Annotated in this window: 17 protein-coding genes and 3 tRNA genes; 16 read left to right on the forward strand and 4 right to left on the reverse strand. The window is 38.5% G+C overall.

Features of this window, described 5'->3' with window-relative positions:
• The first annotated feature begins 21 nt into the window (after positions 1-21).
• A complete protein-coding gene (locus tag AC27HL_RS12660) occupies positions 22-234 on the forward strand; it encodes a hypothetical protein (RefSeq protein WP_487081371.1) in 213 nt (70 codons plus the stop codon).
• 111 nt (positions 235-345) lie between these two features.
• Here the strand turns inward: AC27HL_RS12660 and uvrB are convergent, their stop codons facing one another.
• Positions 346-2,346, reverse strand: coding sequence for an excinuclease ABC subunit UvrB (gene uvrB / locus AC27HL_RS12665; RefSeq protein ID WP_487081372.1), 2,001 nt, complete (start codon positions 2,344-2,346; stop codon positions 346-348).
• A complete protein-coding gene (locus AC27HL_RS12670; protein ID WP_487081373.1) occupies positions 2,346-3,719 on the reverse strand; it encodes an MATE family efflux transporter in 1,374 nt (457 codons plus the stop codon). Before AC27HL_RS12670 ends, uvrB begins: the two co-directional genes overlap by 1 nt.
• Positions 3,720-4,276: 557 nt before the next feature.
• Here AC27HL_RS12670 and AC27HL_RS12675 point away from each other — a divergent pair.
• From AC27HL_RS12675 to AC27HL_RS12685, 3 genes are all read left to right on the forward strand, one after another.
• Positions 4,277-4,352: transfer RNA gene (locus AC27HL_RS12675), tRNA-Asn, on the forward strand.
• A gap of 200 nt (positions 4,353-4,552) precedes the next feature.
• A tRNA-Asn gene (locus AC27HL_RS12680) sits at positions 4,553-4,628 on the forward strand.
• 48 nt (positions 4,629-4,676) lie between these two features.
• Positions 4,677-4,752: transfer RNA gene (locus tag AC27HL_RS12685), tRNA-Asn, on the forward strand.
• Between the two features lie 532 nt (positions 4,753-5,284).
• Here the strand turns inward: AC27HL_RS12685 and AC27HL_RS12690 are convergent.
• Positions 5,285-6,919, reverse strand: a complete 1,635-nt coding sequence (locus tag AC27HL_RS12690; RefSeq protein ID WP_487081374.1) for a M28 family metallopeptidase — start codon at positions 6,917-6,919, stop codon at positions 5,285-5,287.
• 336 nt (positions 6,920-7,255) lie between these two features.
• On the opposite strand from AC27HL_RS12690, the gene AC27HL_RS12695 reads away from it, so the two are divergent.
• Both AC27HL_RS12695 and AC27HL_RS12700 read left to right on the forward strand, forming a co-directional pair.
• On the forward strand, positions 7,256-8,371 hold the full coding sequence (locus AC27HL_RS12695; protein WP_487081375.1) for a DUF3083 family protein: 1,116 nt from the start codon (positions 7,256-7,258) through the stop codon (positions 8,369-8,371).
• Between the two features lie 170 nt (positions 8,372-8,541).
• Positions 8,542-9,162, forward strand: coding sequence for a LysE family translocator (locus AC27HL_RS12700; protein ID WP_487081377.1), 621 nt, complete (start codon positions 8,542-8,544; stop codon positions 9,160-9,162).
• Positions 9,163-9,207: 45 nt separating this feature from the next.
• On the opposite strand, the gene AC27HL_RS12705 is transcribed toward AC27HL_RS12700, so the two are convergent.
• Positions 9,208-9,717, reverse strand: a complete 510-nt coding sequence (locus tag AC27HL_RS12705; protein WP_487081378.1) for a hypothetical protein — start codon at positions 9,715-9,717, stop codon at positions 9,208-9,210.
• A 167-nt stretch (positions 9,718-9,884) separates the two neighbouring features.
• Between AC27HL_RS12705 and AC27HL_RS12710 the strand changes: the two genes are divergently transcribed.
• The 10 genes from AC27HL_RS12710 (at position 9,885) to fnr (ending at position 19,024) form a co-directional block, all read left to right on the forward strand.
• Positions 9,885-10,616 (forward strand): Crp/Fnr family transcriptional regulator, encoded by a 732-nt coding sequence (locus AC27HL_RS12710; RefSeq protein WP_487081380.1) that lies wholly within the window; start codon positions 9,885-9,887, stop codon positions 10,614-10,616.
• A gap of 392 nt (positions 10,617-11,008) precedes the next feature.
• Positions 11,009-12,430, forward strand: a complete 1,422-nt coding sequence (gene ccoN / locus AC27HL_RS12715) for a cytochrome-c oxidase, cbb3-type subunit I (protein ID WP_487081381.1) — start codon at positions 11,009-11,011, stop codon at positions 12,428-12,430.
• Positions 12,431-12,441: 11 nt separating this feature from the next.
• Entirely contained in the window at positions 12,442-13,086 is a 645-nt protein-coding gene (gene ccoO / locus AC27HL_RS12720; RefSeq protein WP_487081382.1) for a cytochrome-c oxidase, cbb3-type subunit II, read from the forward strand.
• A gap of 5 nt (positions 13,087-13,091) precedes the next feature.
• On the forward strand, positions 13,092-13,283 hold the full coding sequence (locus AC27HL_RS12725; protein ID WP_487081383.1) for a cbb3-type cytochrome oxidase subunit 3: 192 nt from the start codon (positions 13,092-13,094) through the stop codon (positions 13,281-13,283).
• Positions 13,276-14,244 carry a cytochrome-c oxidase, cbb3-type subunit III gene (ccoP, locus tag AC27HL_RS12730; RefSeq protein WP_487081384.1) on the forward strand — a complete coding sequence of 323 codons (969 nt, stop codon included), beginning with the start codon at positions 13,276-13,278 and terminating at the stop codon, positions 14,242-14,244. The genes AC27HL_RS12725 and ccoP overlap by 8 nt, the downstream gene beginning before the upstream one ends.
• Positions 14,245-14,420: 176 nt before the next feature.
• On the forward strand, positions 14,421-14,921 hold the full coding sequence (locus AC27HL_RS12735) for a FixH family protein (RefSeq protein ID WP_487081386.1): 501 nt from the start codon (positions 14,421-14,423) through the stop codon (positions 14,919-14,921).
• 13 nt (positions 14,922-14,934) lie between these two features.
• Positions 14,935-17,334, forward strand: a complete 2,400-nt coding sequence (locus AC27HL_RS12740) for a heavy metal translocating P-type ATPase (RefSeq protein WP_487081387.1) — start codon at positions 14,935-14,937, stop codon at positions 17,332-17,334.
• Positions 17,331-17,579 (forward strand): cbb3-type cytochrome oxidase assembly protein CcoS, encoded by a 249-nt coding sequence (gene ccoS, locus AC27HL_RS12745; RefSeq protein ID WP_487081388.1) that lies wholly within the window; start codon positions 17,331-17,333, stop codon positions 17,577-17,579. The genes AC27HL_RS12740 and ccoS overlap by 4 nt, the downstream gene beginning before the upstream one ends.
• A gap of 11 nt (positions 17,580-17,590) precedes the next feature.
• The gene (locus AC27HL_RS12750; protein WP_487081389.1) at positions 17,591-18,253 is read left to right on the forward strand and encodes a sulfite exporter TauE/SafE family protein; all 663 of its coding nucleotides are present in this window, start codon (positions 17,591-17,593) and stop codon (positions 18,251-18,253) included.
• 51 nt (positions 18,254-18,304) lie between these two features.
• Complete coding sequence (gene fnr, locus AC27HL_RS12755; RefSeq protein WP_487081390.1) at positions 18,305-19,024, forward strand: fumarate/nitrate reduction transcriptional regulator Fnr; 720 nt, start codon at positions 18,305-18,307, stop codon at positions 19,022-19,024.
• The last annotated feature ends 170 nt before the right edge of the window (positions 19,025-19,194 follow it).

A 19,194-nucleotide genomic window follows, 5' to 3' on the forward strand; every position in this document is an offset into this window, starting at 1 on the left:
TTGACCTAAGAGGATGCTTGTATGAGTGCCATTTGGAAAAACCATGCGAACCGTTTAATCGAATTGATTAACAGTAATAACGATACCCATGCTCATTTATATTTAGAGCAATTACTGCTATTCCCTGTTGATATTCAGGATAGAATCATCAACGACGTAAGCCATTTAAAGCATTGCAATACCGATGATGTTGCAAAAATTATTAATCAATACATGACGTTTGAACTTAAATAACGTCTTCAAACACTGCGCCTATACGCCTAACACTTGTTAACTGTCATTGATCAGGGATATGTTATTAAGTGTTAGTTGTGTTGTTAACCATAAATATAATGTCAACTAGCTTTAAGTGGCAAGTTGCTGCTCTCGTAACTGCTTTATACTATCACGAACTGACGCCGCTAATTCAAACTCCAAGTTCTGTGCATGCGTAAACATTTGTGCTTCTAACTCTTTTACTTTCTCATCGATTTCTTTGGTTGTAAGTGTCTGGTATTTGGCTGCTGGCTCTGCCGCTTTGGCGGCAAACTCTGCTCGACTCTTACCGCCATCAATATCCATCACATCAGTAATATTACGCTTAACACCTCTTGGCGTAATATTATTATCGAGATTATATTGATGCTGTTTTGCACGACGCCTTTGGGTTTCATCAATCGCTTTACGCATTGAGCCAGTAATACGGTCTGCATATAAAATGGCTCGGCCATTAATATTCCGAGCGGCACGGCCGATAGTTTGTATTAATGAGCGCTCCGAGCGTAAAAAGCCTTCTTTATCAGCATCAAGTATGGCTACTAGTGACACTTCTGGCATATCTAAGCCCTCTCGGAGCAAGTTAATACCAACTAAAACATCAAACTTACCTAGACGAAAATCACGAATAATTTCTACTCGTTCAACCGTATCAACGTCTGAATGTAAATAACGCGTTTTAACTTGGTGCTCATCTAAATATTCGGTTAAGTCTTCAGCCATACGTTTGGTTAACGTAGTGGCTAAAACACGTTCACCAATTTCAACACGTTTACGAATTTCAGATAACAAATCATCCACTTGTGTATCAACTGGGCGTACTTCAATTTGTGGATCAAGTAAGCCAGTCGGCCTAACAACTTGCTCGGCAATTTCTCCCGCCGACTTTTCAATTTCGTAATTGCTTGGCGTTGCGGAAACATAAATAGTTTGTGGCGCTAATGCCTCAAACTCATCAAATTTCATCGGCCTGTTATCAAGCGCCGATGGCAATCGAAAACCATATTCAACAAGGTTTTCTTTTCGTGAACGATCGCCTTTGTACATGGCGCCTATTTGCGGCACAGTTACATGGGATTCATCAATAATAAGCAAGCCATCATTGGGTAAGTAATCAAACAAAGTGGGTGGTGCTTCCCCTGCTCCTCTGCCTGACAGATAGCGAGAATAGTTTTCGATTCCCGAACAATAACCAAGCTCATTCATCATTTCGATATCAAATTGCGTACGTTGCACGATACGCTGCTCTTCAACTAACTTATTGTTTTCTTTTAACTGTGCAGATCTATCTTTTAATTCAACTTTTATTTGCTCAACAGCTGCTAATATTTTCTCTCGTGGCGTTGCATAGTGCGTTTTTGGGTAAACGGTAACTCTTGCCACCGTACGCTCTACTTCGCCAGTTAACGGGTCAAAAACACTAATCCGCTCTATCTCTTCATCAAAAAGTTCAACTCGCAACGCCATTCGGTCCGATTCAGCAGGAAAAATATCAATCACATCACCTCGCACTCGATACGTTGCCCGTTGAAATGCGACATCATTTCGCGTGTATTGCAATTCCGCTAATCTTCTTAAAATATCGCGCTGATTAATAATGTCACCCACACTAATATGCAGCATCATTTTTAAATAGGAATCTGGATCGCCTAAGCCATAAATGGCGGATACCGAAGCAACAATAATGACGTCTCGACGCTCTAATAGGGCTTTAGTTGCAGACAAACGCATCTGTTCAATATGCTCGTTTACAGAGGCATCTTTTTCTATAAAGGTATCTGTTGTTGGTACATAAGCTTCTGGCTGATAATAATCATAATAAGAAACAAAGTACTCAACTGCATTTTCAGGAAAAAACTCCTTCATTTCACCATACAGTTGCGCTGCTAAGGTTTTGTTAGGCGCTAACATCATGGTTGGACGGTTTAATTTCTCAATGACATTGGCAATCGTATAAGTTTTACCTGAGCCCGTAACCCCAAGTAATGTTTGATGCGCTAAGCCTGAATCAATACCATCTAATAGTTTAGCAATTGCACTTGGTTGGTCACCACTAGGTATATAATCTGAATGTATTTTCAAATTCTTCATCAAACAGTCACCTCTGTTGGCGTGGGATCATTTTGACATTGTTTATTAAATAAATGATATGAAATCATTGCCATTAGTACGTTTCCAAGTAATGCTCCAACAAAGAAACCTTCTAATCCAAACCATACACTACCAATATAAGCTAAAGGTACATAGCAAACGAATAAACGAATAATACTTAACGCAAGTGCAACCATAGGTTTGTGCAAGGCATTAAATGATGAGTTTGTTAAAATAATAACGCCTTGTAAACCATACCCTAAAGGCAATATCCAAATAAATAATGTAATAATATCAGCAACGGCTTGCTCTTTAGAGAAAGCTTCTGCAATGAGTGGAGCCGCTAACACTAAAATCGCATAAATAAGAACTTGCCATACTAAAACAAACTTTATTGATGCTTGATAACCTTCAGCAACACGTTTCATATTGCCGGCACCAAAGTTTTGACTAATAAATGGCGGTAAGGTCATCGACAAGGCTAGCACAACCAAGCAAGCTATAGACTCAAGTCGGGTACCTACACCGAAAGCCGCAACCGCAGACTCGCCATACTTGGCAACAATCGCTGTTAACACTGCTGATGCAATTGGTGTCAGCATATTTGCCCCTGCAGCCGGTAAGCCTATATGCAAAATACCACGCGCTGATTGAATCAATTTTTTAAGCGGTATTAAATGTGTATGAATTAAATCACGTTTTGCGCCCAAAATATAAAGTACATAACCTAAACCAAAAATCCATGACACAGAAGTTGCAATTGCAGCCCCTTGTATGCCCATAGCCGGTACAGGGCCAAAACCGAAAATAAATATAGGGTCTAAAATAGCATTTATAAGCCCCGCGCTACCCATGATCAAACTGGGCGTTTTAGTATCACCGGATGCTCGTAATGCAGCATTTCCTATCATAGGGCCAATTAAACAAATGCAACCCAAAAACCAAATATCCATATATTGATGAATAAGTGGTAATAATGCTTCACTAGCCCCCAATAATAAGAAGATAGTATCAATTAGAAAATAGCCAATAATGGCCAGTAAGCCTACAATAATGGCTGTTATATACAATGCACTGGTTGCCAAGTTTTTCGCTGATTCTTTATCGCCCTTTCCAAGTGCTTTAGCAATAACTGCCGAAGTACCAATACCTAGCCCTATGGTTAAACTAATCACGGTAAAAGTGATTGGAAAAGTGAAACTTATTGCGGCTAAAGGTTGCGTTCCTAATAAACCAACAAAAAATGTATCAACTAAGTTGAAAGTCATTAATAAAATCATTCCGTAGATCATCGGAACGGTCATATTTTTCAATGTCGGTGCAACGGGATCTACAAGTAAATTAATTTGGCGATTTTTTTTTGGAGTGGTCATTAATACTTTCAATTGTTGAGATAAATAGAATGCGTTAGCCATTGTAAAAGATCACGAATAGACTCGCTATGGAAATATTTTAATTCCAGTAATAAAGTCACAATATTACAAATTTAATTGCCTGCTGATAATTTAAGCTCCACTGGCTTTCGTAGAAGTACACAGCAAAATGTGCGAAAAATCACTCTTGAACAAAAAACACACGCCCCGAGAGTAAAACAGCAAATACAACACTTAATCTATTGTTAAATAAGTAAATAATAAAAAAACAACAAAATACTTTACATTACTACAAGCCGCATTCTACTGTTTAAGTTACCTAAATTTACACTTTAACTCACACAGTTATCCACAGATTAAGTGGATAACTACTAATTTACTCTCACAGGATTAGTGACGAGCATTTTTTCAACAAAAACTGCAGAAAACTTACCAACAATGGCTGCAAATTAAGCAAACAAACAATAAAATGATTTTTTTCTAAATTTTGTGTTGACAGTCTGACAAGTGCCCTTTAATATTCCGCCCCGTTAGCCAATAGCGGCTTACGAAACAATTCCTCAATAGCTCAGTTGGTAGAGCAACGGACTGTTAATCCGTTTGTCCCTGGTTCAAGTCCAGGTTGAGGAGCCAAATTAATAAGCAATGGTTATTATTTTAAAATAAAAACGGTTGCTAAGAGTTTTCTTCACAGCTCAAAAAATGAGTAATGGACTGTACTTTAATAATGAATAGGTGTTTGTTCCTGTTGGTTATTCAAGTCCTTGTGATGAGATAAAATGTTAAATAACAGCTTTCAGTTTTATTGCAAGCTGTTATATTAGAAGAACAATTCCTCAATAGCTCAGTTGGTAGAGCAACGGACTGTTAATCCGTTTGTCCCTGGTTCAAGTCCAGGTTGAGGAGCCACATTAAGAGCGATGCTCTCTTCCCTGATAAAGGAAGTAAAAGTTTTATTCCTCAATAGCTCAGTTGGTAGAGCAACGGACTGTTAATCCGTTTGTCCCTGGTTCAAGTCCAGGTTGAGGAGCCACATTAAGAAACCTGCTTTTTAGCAGGTTTTTTTTCGCCTAAAATTTTATTTCAACTTCTCTTAAAACATTTCAGAATGATTTGTTGGTAGCGCAACGGACTGTACTCTTATAATAAATAGGCGTTTGCCCCCGATTCAAGCCCAGTCTCAAAAACATAAGAGAGCCACATTAAGAAACCTGCTTTTTAGCAGTTTTTTTTCGCCTAAAACTTTATTTCAACTTCTCTTAAAACATTTCAGAATGATTTGTTGGTAGCGCAACGGACTGTACTCTTATAATAAATAGGCGTTTGCCCCCGATTCAAGCCCAGTCAAAAACATAAGAGAGCCACATAAAACATCTCAGAATGATTTGTTGATAGCGCAACGGACTGTACTCTTATAATAAATAGGCGTTTGTCCCCGATTCAAGCCCAGCCAAAAAATAAAGCATTAAAAATAAAAAAGCAGCAATGAATCATTGCTGCTTTAAAAACGAATTTAAGTATTTAACTTATACCGAACACTATCAGTATAAGTTAAAAAAATATGGCTAGCGCTTAAACTCTGACGTTTCACTCCATTGTGGCCAAACATTCTCATGAGACAATTCATAGCCTATTTCAAAGAAAGCTTGCATATCTTCAACGGCACCCGATAGATCCCATAACTCGTTATATTCATCACAAGCATTGTGGTAACACTTAGACAAGATAGGGTTTAATTTTTCACGTAGTGCTTTCGTTGCTGCATCTACAGGCTCTTTACCACTTTTTGCGTAAAGCGCTGGAATACCTATGTTTGCAAAAGCAAAGTGATCTGAGCGGTAATAAATACCAGCTGCTGGACGCGGATCACCTGAAATAACACGACCTTGCTTTTTCGCAGCTGTTGTTAGGTAATCATCAAGTTGAGATTGACCTAAACCATATACCGAAACATCTTTACTACGACCATTAACATTTAATGCATCCATATTAATGTTAGCTACGGTTTTAGCTGCCGGAATAATCGGATTTGCTGCATAGAATTTAGAGCCTAGCAAACCTTGCTCCTCCGCCGTTACCGCCATTACCGTAATTGAACGCTCTGGCGCTACCGGTAGCTTTGAGAATGCTTCTGCAACTTCAATTAAAGCTGCTGTACCAGATGCGTTATCAACCGCACCATTATAAATTTGATCGCCATCTTTATTGGTATCTTTACCTAAGTGATCCCAATGGGCTGTATAAAGAATATGCTCGTCTGACTTTTTACTACCTGGTAAGGTCGCTATAAAGTTATATGACACCGACTTCTTCACCGTGTTGTTTACTTCAACTGACGCTGTTAAATCACCCATATCAACATGATAGCTACCTTTAGCCGCTTCAGCTTTTGCTTTTTCGAAATTCAAACCCGCTTTAGCAAATAGTTCTTTCGCAACATCTGTATTCACCCAACCTTCAACAGCCACTCGGCCTTTATTCATGTCTTCACGAACAAAACCAAATTGTGCTCCGGTCCATGAATGTTCAACAACCGACCAGCCATATGATGCCGCCGCAGTTTCGTGAATAATAATGGCACCTTCAGCACCTTGACGGCTCGCCTCTTCATATTTATAAGTCCAACGACCGTAATACGTCATAGCATTACCGTTAAATAGCGCAGGATCTTTTGTTGCAAAACCTGGGTCATTTACTAGCATGACAACTGTTTTACCTTTTACATCAAGGCCTTCATAGTCATTCCAGTTATATTCAGGTGCATTAACGCCATAACCAACAAAGACTAACTCAGAATCTTTTAGTTGCTCAAAATCACTAATTCGACTTGAACCCATCACCATGTCATGGCCATATTGGTAATTTTTATCACCTATGGTTAATGTCATTTCTGGAGAAGCTTCAATTGATACCATAGGCACGGCTTGTAAAAAGCTATCGCCGTTGCCTGGCTGAAAACCAACTGCTGTTAATTGCTTGGTTAAATAATCTAAGGTAAGTTTCTCACCTTTACTTGATGGAGCGCGCCCTTCAAACTCATCGGAAGCCAACACTTTAATGTGCTCAGTTAGCTGTTCTTTATTAATACTCTCATAACTGGCGATAACATCGGCAGCAGTATTAGACTTTTCCACATTTTGTGTGCCACATGCCGCTAACACAGTTGAAGCAAGCAAAGTTAAAGCTACAATTTTTTTCATATTTTTATTCTTACGTTAATAATGACTTGCCGATTATAAACAAATCTTGTCATCTTTAGGTAGGGTTTACTGCTAAATTAAGCTAATAGCTTACAATTGCAAATTCTTTGTAACTCGCTAGTAAAATATTTATAAAGATTAAAATAATTGCGCAAAGCAAATAACCGCAATGACAAACAAGAACAAATAAAGTTTCAATTGTAATATCAGCACTCTACACTAGAAATTAAAACAAATAACAATTATCTATGTCGAACTAAATTTTGATATAAATCATATTTGACCAAGGGTATTGTTGCTACTATGCTAACGTTTTCAATCAACAGGTAAATTACTATGCCACTTTCCCGCAAAAGAAGCGTTCAACATAAAGTTTATATTCCATCTTCGGCTCGTGAAAACCAGTATTTACTGGCGAAATTTAATATTACCGAACAATTAATTGAAAAAATTGCCGGTGCTGTTGATTTAACAAGCGAAAAGCCATTTGAAAAGTTTTATAAAAAACTTTCAGAGCTGTTTTTTAAAATTAACGAAGAGCTAGATATCGAAAGTGGTCAATTTGTTGCTAATGATAAATTTACCCGTATCCGTTTCAGTCCTGAAAAAATAACGGCACAAACCGAACAACAAATTCTATTTCTTTATAACTCACGTTATCATTTCAGCCAAAGCGCCCATTATGATGGAAAAAAACAAGCGCAGAAAATTCATTTAGTATTTTTAGCTAATGGCGATGAAGTGAGACACAACTCAGCACTTTTCCACCAAAAAGTGGTTACTGCCATCAGCAAATTTACTGAACAAACAGGTATTAGCAAACAAGAAATGCGTATTTGTGATCACCAACACTTAACATATGACCTATTTGCAAAAGATAAAGGTGTTCAAGGTAATCAGGTACATAAATTACGCAGTATTTCAAAACGCTATGCACCAGATGAAATTACCATACCTGAAAATACCGATGAATTAACCTATGCGGTTGTTGACATGCCAATTAATCGCCGTTTACGTAATTTAGTAGCCTTAGATCACAGTGAAGGTGAAAACTATAACCCTTTGTATAACTATATTGCCGATGCCTTTATCAACGCTGCCAAAAAACACCACTTAAATAATGGTGCCGTTATCGCCAATGGTTTAGTACCTATTGTTCGCAAAAACGAAGATGAAAACACTATCGCCAAAGGCGAGCTTATTATGCTTGGCTATAATCCGAAAAACACCAGTGGCGGTTATACCTGCAAATGGGCTGCAGATCAGTTAGTTGACAGCATTCAATTTGTCTTTGTTGCTAGTGATCAAGACAAAACTAGCCATGGATTTGGGAAGTTTTTAACGCAAATAGAACATGCCCTACACAGCATTGCTGAAAAGCTTGAGTACATTAATGATAATGAAGAGCTAACCGTACGTTTTCATCAGCATATAGGTTTTTATCAAGACTGATAAAACAGCATACATAAAACAATAAAACGTGGCCAAAGCCACGTTTTTTTTACCTGAATTAGAATGAGTTTAACTAAAACGAAATCATAGACTTAATAGCCTTGATAAATTACGATACTATTTGTGTTTTTAATAGCACTGCTCTTCAAATTCTCATAGGTAGTCCAAAATTGATCGATCTAACACTGCTCAGCCTTTTTATTCCAACATTTTTTATTGTTAGCATAACGCCTGGTATGTGTATGACCTTAGCCATGAGCTTAGGCATTACTATAGGCGTGCGAAAAACATTTTGGATGATGTACGGAGAACTACTAGGCGTTGCAACCGTAGCCATCGCTGCTGTATTAGGCGTAGCAACCTTAATGAATAAATTTCCAGAGTTGTTTCAGGGCTTTAAAATTTTAGGTGCTTTATATCTTTGCTATATAGGTATCAATATGTGGCGAGCAAAAGGTAAGCTGGTAATTGCATCAACTGCAAACATTCAAGCTGTCAAAAAACGTAGCTTATTTCAGCAAGGTTTCTTTACTGCAATTGCAAACCCAAAAGGTTGGGCATTTATGATATCGCTACTACCACCATTTATTAATCCCAAACTTTCATTGGCACCCCAATTGACCATTTTAGTAGTAGTTATTTTAATTTCTGAATTTATCTGTATGACCCTATATGCTACTGGCGGTAGAACTATTGGCAAAGCTTTAACGCAGCGTAACAATGTGCAACTACTCAATAAAATATCGGGTAGCTTAATGATGGCCGTCGCCCTTTGGCTGGCACTAAGCTAAAGTTGGTCATTATGTTTCAATTGATAGTATTGAGCGACAGCTAGATTAACTGCGATAACTCACTAACGTGATCATTTTAGAGATTTTTTGATTGCTTTGTGTGGTAAAGGTTAACCACATTTTCCAGGTCATTTTTTGGGCGGAGCAACTACCAACAAATAACTCACCGGTAAATGTTTGTACTTGCTCATCGACAATTTCACCAGAAATAACTCTACGCTCAAGAAATACCGGAATTTTCCCCATAAACATTTCCACGCCTTCCATATAGCCTGTTACAGAGATTATTGCATCGCTACCTATGTAATTGACTGAAACATTAAACGGCTGTTCTGCAACAATTTTTTCAACATCAAACTGCACTTCAACGCGCCCAGAGCCAACAGCAAAATTACACGGACTTTGCTCAGCAAGACATTGCATAGTTTTGTTAGAGGCCAAATGATTATTATTGCTACTGGGTTTTGACTCATTACATGCAACTAAGCCTAGTGCCACAAAACAGCATAATGTAGGTAGTAAATTTTTAAGGTTTATCATTGAAATCGACATCATTAATTTCTGTAACAGCTATGATACCGAAAAGCTGGTGATATTTATCACTTTATTCCGACATATTTTTGATTTGAAACAACTCTCGTTTCGTTAGTCATTGCTATAATTTTGCGCAATATAGAATTCATGACTTGCAATAGTTAGCAAAAATACCGTGGGCAATAAAAATGACAACATGCATTAAAGTTAAACAACCTAATACAAAATATATAGATTGCGATAATTGTTCAATGCAACCTGTTTGTATTCCTTTAAAAGCAGGCAAGTCCGAAATTTCAATTATGGACAGTTATTTGTCAAAGCGAAATATTGTTACTGTTTCGACACCATTATTTCAAGAAAAACAAGCTGCAGAAGCAATTTATGCCGTTTGCTCAGGTAGTTTTAAGTTGACTGAAACCTCACCTGAAGGCAAAGAAAAAGTTATTGGCTTTCGATTTCCTGGCGAGCTTATCGGCGAGGATGCGATTCATACCCAACACTATAACTACAACGCAGTAGCTGTAGGCAATACCACGGTATGTCGTGTCGATTTAGCTGAGCTAAATGAATGTGGCAAACTAATGCCTGAGCTACAACTGAGCTTAATTTCATTGCTTAGCAAACAGAACTCTATGCTTCGAGAAGAATTTACATCAGTTGTGGCGAAACATACCGCTGAAAGCTTATTAGCAGCGTTTATTCTCAATATGTTAAAAAGAAATGCACATTATCAAGAAACTGAAACTAAATTACATTTACCAGTTGGACGCGATGTTATTGCCAATCACTTAGGTTTTCGTCGTGAAACATTAAGCCGCATATTTTCAAAATTTCAACAAAAAGGATTATTATCTATACATGCCAAAGAGGTTGAGATTTTAGATTTAGCAGCTTTAAAGGAAGTTGCATACAACTGATAATGTTGCACTTTATTAAATACTGAGGATTATCATCCTCAGTATTTCTTTATTTATCGCACTTCACGAATGTTCACTTTTCATACAGCTAGTTAACTCGCTGTTTTTCATAAATTAGTCTACCTTTACTAATAACTTTTAAATTGTTCGATCAGCTAAGCGCTATTTCAAAAAAATTTACCGTACGAGATTACAGCAACTTCGTTTTTTTTGTTGATTTAAATCAAGCTTTGCAGTTGATTTATGTCATAGGCGAAAGGTAAAATTACATGGAATTTGAAACAGCTCGTAACTGAGTGTGACATTTATCACTGCTTCTCAGCAATTTTTACTGAAAAAGTGGTTTTATCAATAAAAATTGCAAAATCTAACCTAGTAACGGAACAATAAAAATGACAACAACGCTTGATCATCCGTCCTATAACTTCAATGTGGTGCGTCAATTCACCGTAATGACAGTTATTTGGGGGATCGTTGGTACTCTAGTCGGTGTTCTTATCGCAGCACAATTAATTTGGCCTGCATTAAACTTTGATACACCGTGGTTAACATACTCTCGTCTTCGTCCACTGCATACCAATGCGGTAATTTTTGCTTTTGGTACCAGTGCCCTGTTTGCTACTTCATATTATGTTGTTCAGCGCACATGTAAAACGGCATTATTTGGAGGCAAATTAGCCTCATTCACCTTTTGGGGATGGCAAGCGGTTATTGTGCTTGCAGCGATAACGTTGCCACTTGGTTATACATCAAGTAAAGAGTACGCCGAATTAGAATGGCCAATCGATATTCTTATCGCTGTGGTATGGGTTAGTTACGCCATTGTATTTTTTGGTACATTAGTCAAGCGCAAAACTTCACATATTTATGTTGCTAACTGGTTCTTTGGTGGTTTTATTATCACAGTTGCCGTATTGCACATAGGTAACAGCATGGTTATTCCAGTATCCATGATGAAATCATATTCACTTTATTCGGGCGCAATTGATGCCATGATGCAGTGGTGGTACGGACACAATGCCGTAGGTTTCCTATTAACTGCTGGTTTCTTAGGTATGATGTACTATTTCGTACCAAAACAAGCTGAACGTCCAGTTTACTCTTACCGTTTATCTATTGTTCATTTCTGGGCATTAGTTTCTTTATATATTTGGGCTGGTCCTCACCACTTACATTACACAGCACTACCAGACTGGGCACAATCTGTTGGTATGGTAATGTCTATCGTTTTATTCTTGCCATCTTGGGGTGGTATGATCAACGGTATTATGACGTTATCAGGCGCGTGGCATAAACTTCGTCATGACCCAATTTTACGTTTCTTAATCGTTTCATTGTCTTTCTACGGTATGTCTACGTTCGAAGGACCAATGATGGCAATCAAATCGGTAAACGCCCTTTCTCACTACACTGACTGGACCGTTGGTCACGTACACTCTGGTGCGTTAGGTTGGGTTGCTATGGTTTCAATTGGTGCGTTATATCACCTAATTCCAGTGCTATTTAACCAAGGTCGTATGTACAGTATTCGCTTAATTAACATTCACTTCTGGATGCACACAGCCGGTATCGTTTTATACATAGTTGCGATGTGGATTTCAGGCGTAATGCAAGGTTTGATGTGGCGTGCGGTTAACACTGACGGTACATTAACGTACAGCTTTGTTGAAAGTTTAACAGCATCATACCCATTCTACTTTATCCGCTTTGTTGGTGGTGTGTTAGTGGTTGCAGGCTTTGTTTTAATGGCTTACAACATGTTCAAAACTATTGGTGCTAAAGACGGAAGTCTTAAGCCAGTTGAAGCAGCTTAAGGAGCCATACCATGATCAACAAACATGAAAAAGTTGAAAAAAGCGTTGGCTTATTCTTTATCTTCACTATCTTTGCTATCAGCATCGGTGGTTTAGTAGAAATTACGCCGCTTTTCTTCCAAAAAGCAACAACAACACCTGTTGACAACTTACGCCCATACACAGCTCTAGAAATGGAAGGTCGTGATATTTATATCCGTGAAGGTTGTAACGTATGTCATAGCCAAATGATCCGTCCATTTCGTGCTGAAACAGAGCGTTACGGTCATTACTCGGTTGCTGGTGAACAAGTTTGGGAGCACCCACACTTATGGGGTTCAAAACGTACTGGTCCTGACTTAGCCCGTGTTGGCGGTCGTTACAGCGATGACTGGCACCGCGCTCACCTACTTGACCCTCGCTCTGTTGTGCCTGAGTCAAATATGCCTTCATTTAAGTGGTTAGCTGAAAATACCCTTGATGGCGAATTAACGGGTAAGAAGTTAGCAACTTTTAACTTCTTAACACGTAATCGCAGCCATAAAGATGAGCAAGGTAACCCGATCCCGCTTTACTCTGAAACTGATATTGCTGATGCAAAAAAGGCAGTTAAAGGAAAAACGGAAATGGATGCGTTGATTGCATATTTGCAATCTCTTGGCCATGCATTGAAGTAATGGCTATGGATTACGGCACGCTTAGAGGGTTAATTGCCCTATTAATATTGGCACTATTTATTGTCATTGTGGTTTGGTCATATTCAAAAAAACGCAAAGGCGCGTTTGATGAAGCGGCAAATTCAATTTTCGAAGAAAAAGATGAAATAAATCACTCTGACAAAAATAACAAACAGGAGACTAATAATAATGTCTAGCTTCTGGAGTATTTGGATTTCAGTTCTTACCTTAGGTACATTAGTAGGTTGTTACCTACTATTGCGCTGGTGTTTAAAGAACTTTGCAGGCGTTGAAGAAGGTGAGTCTATGGGCCACACCTTTGACGGAATTGAAGAGTTGAACAACCCACTACCAAAATGGTGGAGTACATTCTTCTTATTAACAATCATTTGGGGTTTTGGCTACTTATTACTTTACCCAGGTTTAGGTAACTTCCAAGGTTTACTAGGTTGGAAAAGTTCTAACCAAGGCATTTTGAATTTATCTGAGTCAAAGGCGAGCGTTGTTGCCGCGAAAGATTCAGGCATGCTAGTTCAGTATGACCGTGAAGTTGAAGCCGCTGATGCTAAATATGGTCCAATCTTTGAAGCTTATGCTGCACAAAGTATTGAAACCTTAGCGGGTGACGAAGAAGCATTGAAAGTAGGCCAACGTTTATTTTTACAAAACTGTTCACAGTGTCACGGCTCTGATGCTCGTGGTACCACTGGCTTCCCTAACCTAGCTGATAAAGACTGGTTATACGGTGGTTCACCAGAAATGATCAAAGCCAGTATTATGCACGGTCGTAAAGCGAACGGCATGATGGCGTGGAAAGACGCTTTAGGCGGCGAGCAAGGCGTGAAAGAAGTAGCAGCATTTGTGCTAAGTTTAAGTGGTCGCGAAGTTGACGCTACAGCTGCACAAGCGGGTAAAGCTAAATTTTCTATGTGTGCGGCTTGTCACGGCGCTGAAGGTCAAGGCAGTGTTGCTATGGGTATTCCATTAGGTGCACCTAATTTAACGGATAACACTTGGTTATACGGTGGCTCTCAACGTGCTGTTGAAGCGTCAATCGCTAATGGTCGTGCCGGCGTTATGCCAGCATGGGATAAGATCTTAGGTGAAGAAAAAGTTCACGTGATCAGCGCTTACGTTTATAGCCTATCTCAAAAATAAATTTAATATATAAATATTAAGTTTAACTTTTAAAAACAAAGCCTTGGTGTTTAATTACACTGAGGCTTTTTTAATTCTAGCGATAAATTAAAATTCTCTAAATTAACGCTTTTTTGATAGTTCCCATTTAAGAAAAGCCGTATAATATGCACACTATCTGTAAATAAGAAATTTTCATGAAAACATCTTGGTATCGAGAGCCTTGGGCATGGCTTGTATTTATTTTGCCTTTTACCGCAGTTGTTGCTGGCATTGTTACTTTCATTATTGCTAACTCAAACCCAGATACGCTCGTTGTTGGTGATTACTACAAAAAAGGTAAAGCAATCAACCTTGAGTTAGGGAAAATCAAGCAAGCTCAAAAGCTAGGTATGCGCTTTGACTTAAAACTTGATGATGAGCAATTAACTATTCGCCCAACCGGTATCGAAAAAGAATTTCCATTATTAAATGTAAACTTTTATCACTCTACGTTGGCTGATAGAGATTTTTATTTAGTATTAACCGCTGACGGTAATGGTGATTTCAACCATTATTTTGAGCCAGAGCAAAATGTTTCGGGCAAATGGCGGGTTACGATCAGCCCGTTTGAAAATCATTGGAAAATACAGTCGGTCATTACCTTACCTCAGTCTGACTTTATCGATATTAGTCCTAACCCAGCACAAGCTAATTAATGGCCTAGAATTAATGAGCCTAGATTGTTTTCATTGTGGTGAAGTTGTTCCTAACGGTATTAGTTTAGCAACCAATATTGACAATATTTCACAGCCCATGTGCTGTGTTGGTTGCCAAGCTGTATCGCAAACTATTGTTGATAATAACCTCACCGATTATTACCGATTTCGCAGTGCCCCGGCACAAAAAGGCGACATGCTAGTTCCCGAGCAATTACAGCGCAATGAAATTCTTGATGATGAGAATCTGCAAAGTGAATTTGCTTACTATCATGACGGCTTTAAAGAAACCATATTAACCATAGAAGGCATAAGCTGCTCAGCCTGCGCTTGGCTAATAGAAATGCAGGTTAGTAAACTGCAAGGCATTAATAAAATTAATGTCAATGCCACCACCCAAAGAGCGACGGTGCAATGGCAAGAAAACATCGTTAAACTAAGTGAAATATTAGGCTTAATTGAAAAAATTGGCTATCACGCCCTACCTTTTAAGGCGAGTACCGCAGAAGAAATCAATAAAAAACAGGCAAAAAACTTTATTAAACGTTTAGGCATATCCGGCATTTTAATGATGCAAGTGATGATGATTGCCTTTGGTTTATATTTTGGCGCTTTTTCAGATATGGCCGAACATAATTTAGTTTACTTACGCTGGGCAAGCTTCTTTCTCACTATACCTATTGTTACCTACGGCGCCTTCCCTTTTTATAAAAGTGCATTCTATGCCTTAAAAGCAAAACAATTATCGATGGATGTTCCGGTATCCATCGCTATTGGTTTAGCATTTCTTGCCAGCGGCTGGGCAACCTTAACGCAGCAAGGTGAAGTATATTTTGAATCAGTTTCCATGTTTACTTTCTTGCTACTTATTGGCAAATTCTTGGAGTTTAGAGCACGCACCCGAGCCGCTGACGTTTCGGCTAATTTATTAAAATTAATGCCAATGACAGCGATTAAACTAGTTGATAATCAGGAAAGTTTTATTGCAGCGACCAATCTCAGTGCCGGTGACGTTATCATTATTAAGCCTGGTGAAACAATTCCAGCTGACAGTGAAATTAGCTCAGGAAGTAGTCAAATAAATGAAGCTATGCTCTCAGGTGAGCAATTGCCTTTGCAAAAAGGTGAACGAGACATTATTTACGCGGGTACTATTAATGGCGATGGTAATTTAACGGCGGTTGTAAAGCATAACAATCAAGCGTCATTTCTCAGCCAATTAATCCGCTTAAGTGAAACATCACAAACTCATAAGCCTAAGCTGGCAAAATTATCAGATAAAATTGCCCAATACTTTGTTGCTTTAATTCTAGTAACGGCGTCTTGCACCGCTTTTTATTGGGCTCAGCACCAACCAAGTGAGGCATTTTGGATCACGCTATCAGTGCTTGTTGTGACTTGTCCTTGTGCTTTGTCACTGGCAACACCTACTGCACTTACCTGTGCAACCACTCGGCTAAATAGAGATGGGATCATGGTAAAGTCAGGCCATGTATTAGAAACCATGCCAGAAATTGACGTTATGGCATTTGATAAAACCGGTACTTTAACAACGGGGGAGTTTACCATTGCCAATGTGGTTACTTACGGCGATTACGCGCTTGAAAATAACCCTGAAGGCAAACAACAAGTACTAGCGATTGCCGCAGCACTTGAAACCTATTCAGCACACCCGCTTGCCAAAGCATTTAGCCAATACAAAGACTTTACCTTAAAAGCTACACAAGTTGTGGTGGAGCCCGGTGCTGGTGTTACAGGTTATGTAAACGACAAGCATTATCGCATTGGTAAAAACTCTTGGTTATTAGCAAAAAACGACTCTCAAGCATTTAACGCACAATGCGTACTGATGGAAGGTGAAACCCTAATTGCCGAATTTTATTTACACGATGACCTACGCAGCGATGCGAAGCCATTGGTTGACTTTCTTCATACTTCCAATATGAAAACCCTTATGCTTTCTGGCGACCATAAGCCGGGCTGTAACGCAATACAATCACAATTACACTTAAGCCAAGTACAAGCGAATTTATCAGCACAAGACAAAGTAAACGCGATTAAGCAACAGCAATTATCACATAATGTTGCCATGATTGGCGATGGTGTAAATGATACGCCAGTATTAGGAGCCGCACACCTATCAATTGCTATGGGTAGCGGTACCGATATTGCGAAAAATGGCGCCGATGTTATATTGCTCAACAATAAACTTGCCTGTGTTAAAACCTTAAGAGAAGTATCTGAACGCACAACTGTAATTGTAAAACAAAATTATCTTTGGGCGTTTGGGTACAATGCCATCGTTTTACCATTGGCGGTTATGGGCTATATTGCACCATATATGGCAGTAATAGGCATGTCGGCTAGTTCAATTTTAGTGGTAAGTAATTCTTTAAGGCTATTAAAAAAATGAGCGTAATTTATGTATTAATCCCCATTGCTATTTTACTCACCGCAATAGGTATTTATATTTTCTTTTGGGCGGTTAAAACCGAGCAATTTGATGATCTTGAAAAACAAGGTATGAGTATTTTGTTTGATGACGCCAATGATAAAAAAGAGAATAACGCACAACAAAAATCGGAGTCAGCTAACAATCAAACTGATGTTAAAACTACCTCCAAACTTGACGGCAAGAATAATGTCACAAACAAGTAATAACTAAAGCCATGAACCTCGATTACTTTTCTGCCTTTATTATCGGCTTATTGGGCTCAGGTCATTGCATCGTTATGTGCGGCGGCATTAGCACTATGCTCACCACGGCCATTTCCCAAACGGCTGAGAATAAAAAATACCGTATAGTATTTTCCTATAACCTTGGCAGAATTGTTTCTTATAGTTTAATTGGTGGCTTAGTAGCACTTACCAGTTCAATGGCGGCAAAAAGTATTGGCTTTCCTGTTGTTGCACTAAAATCAATTGCGGGCATATTTTTAATTTTACTCGGCCTTTATTTAGGACAATGGCTAATGTGGTTAAGCCATATTGAGCATTTAGGTAAAAAGCTCTGGCAGTATATATCGCCAAATACGAAAAAATTTATTCCTATTAAAAACAATCGCAGTGCTTTTGCATTAGGCGCGTTATGGGGCTGGCTGCCTTGTGGCTTAGTTTATTCAACATTAACTTGGTCGTTGGCCAGTGCAAACGCAATTAATGGTGCACTAATTATGTTTTTCTTTGGACTTGGCACTTTACCTGCTTTGCTGTCAGTATCTTTAGGGACAATTAGCGTCAAGTCCCTATTAGGTAACGCTCTCTTTAGAAAGTCAGCCGCCGTTTTACTGATTTTATACGGTATTTATACTATACTTATTGCATATCTATAACGCATCTAATATGATCCTAATCATTAAAATGCAAAATTTATATAGGTTACTATGAGTAATAAATCGTGTACAGGTCAGCAACATATTCACTGCCAAAACTGTAGTATTAGCGAGCTATGTCTGCCGTTTTCCCTAAATGATAAAGAGCTAGATACGTTAGATAATATTATTGATCGTAAGCGCCCTATTCATAAAGGCGAGCAGATCTTCAATGATGGTCAACCTATGCATGCACTTTACGCTATTCGTTCTGGTACTTTTAAAACTTATACGGTCAACGAGCAAGGTGAAGAGCAAATTACCGGTTTTCATTTAGCCGGTGACTTATTGGGTTTTGACGCTATCGCTAATGCTGAGCATCCAAGCTTTGCTAAAGCACTTGAAACCTCTATGGTATGTGAAATTCCTTACAACACGCTGGATAGCTTGTCTAACAGCATGCCAAAATTGAAAAAGCAAATTTTACGTATGATGAGTACGGAAATTCGCGGTGATCAAGAAATGCTAACGCTACTTAACCGTAAAAATGCCGAACAACGCTTAGCAACGTTTATTAGCACATTAAGTAGTCGCTACCATGCTCGTGGCTTATCTGCATCTGAGTTTCGTTTATCAATGACCCGTAGCGATATTGGTAACTATATTGGCTTAACGGTTGAAACTATCAGTCGTTTACTTAACCGTTTTCACAAAAATGGTTTAATTCAGGTTGACGGCAAGTTAATAACTATTCTTGATATCGACAAATTAAACGAGTGCGCGGCACTTTAATCTCCTTCCTTACATTACCTTAAACTTCCTTATTTAAACATTTCACGCTATGCTTAGCGTGAAATGTTGTTTATATTTGATACGATAATAAATTGATTTAAAACAACTATTATTGTTTCAAACTATTCTATTGTTATAGCTACAGCAGATAATTGATAAAGGAATTAGAT

The organism is Colwellia aquaemaris (genome assembly GCF_057548755.1).

What these genes read in the sequence shown, in the direction of transcription:
- AC27HL_RS12660 (WP_487081371.1), top strand. Translation starts at nt 22, where the DNA reads ATGAGTGCCATTTGGAAAAACCATGCGAACCGTTTAATCGAATTGATT.
- uvrB (WP_487081372.1), bottom strand. Translation starts at nt 2,346, where the DNA reads ATGAAGAATTTGAAAATACATTCAGATTATATACCTAGTGGTGACCAA.
- AC27HL_RS12670 (WP_487081373.1), bottom strand. Translation starts at nt 3,719, where the DNA reads ATGACCACTCCAAAAAAAAATCGCCAAATTAATTTACTTGTAGATCCC.
- AC27HL_RS12690 (WP_487081374.1), bottom strand. Translation starts at nt 6,919, where the DNA reads ATGAAAAAAATTGTAGCTTTAACTTTGCTTGCTTCAACTGTGTTAGCG.
- AC27HL_RS12695 (WP_487081375.1), top strand. Translation starts at nt 7,256, where the DNA reads ATGCCACTTTCCCGCAAAAGAAGCGTTCAACATAAAGTTTATATTCCA.
- AC27HL_RS12705 (WP_487081378.1), bottom strand. Translation starts at nt 9,717, where the DNA reads ATGATGTCGATTTCAATGATAAACCTTAAAAATTTACTACCTACATTA.
- AC27HL_RS12710 (WP_487081380.1), top strand. Translation starts at nt 9,885, where the DNA reads ATGACAACATGCATTAAAGTTAAACAACCTAATACAAAATATATAGAT.
- ccoN (WP_487081381.1), top strand. Translation starts at nt 11,009, where the DNA reads ATGACAACAACGCTTGATCATCCGTCCTATAACTTCAATGTGGTGCGT.
- ccoO (WP_487081382.1), top strand. Translation starts at nt 12,442, where the DNA reads ATGATCAACAAACATGAAAAAGTTGAAAAAAGCGTTGGCTTATTCTTT.
- AC27HL_RS12725 (WP_487081383.1), top strand. Translation starts at nt 13,092, where the DNA reads ATGGATTACGGCACGCTTAGAGGGTTAATTGCCCTATTAATATTGGCA.
- ccoP (WP_487081384.1), top strand. Translation starts at nt 13,276, where the DNA reads ATGTCTAGCTTCTGGAGTATTTGGATTTCAGTTCTTACCTTAGGTACA.
- AC27HL_RS12735 (WP_487081386.1), top strand. Translation starts at nt 14,421, where the DNA reads ATGAAAACATCTTGGTATCGAGAGCCTTGGGCATGGCTTGTATTTATT.
- AC27HL_RS12740 (WP_487081387.1), top strand. Translation starts at nt 14,935, where the DNA reads ATGAGCCTAGATTGTTTTCATTGTGGTGAAGTTGTTCCTAACGGTATT.
- ccoS (WP_487081388.1), top strand. Translation starts at nt 17,331, where the DNA reads ATGAGCGTAATTTATGTATTAATCCCCATTGCTATTTTACTCACCGCA.
- AC27HL_RS12750 (WP_487081389.1), top strand. Translation starts at nt 17,591, where the DNA reads ATGAACCTCGATTACTTTTCTGCCTTTATTATCGGCTTATTGGGCTCA.
- fnr (WP_487081390.1), top strand. Translation starts at nt 18,305, where the DNA reads ATGAGTAATAAATCGTGTACAGGTCAGCAACATATTCACTGCCAAAAC.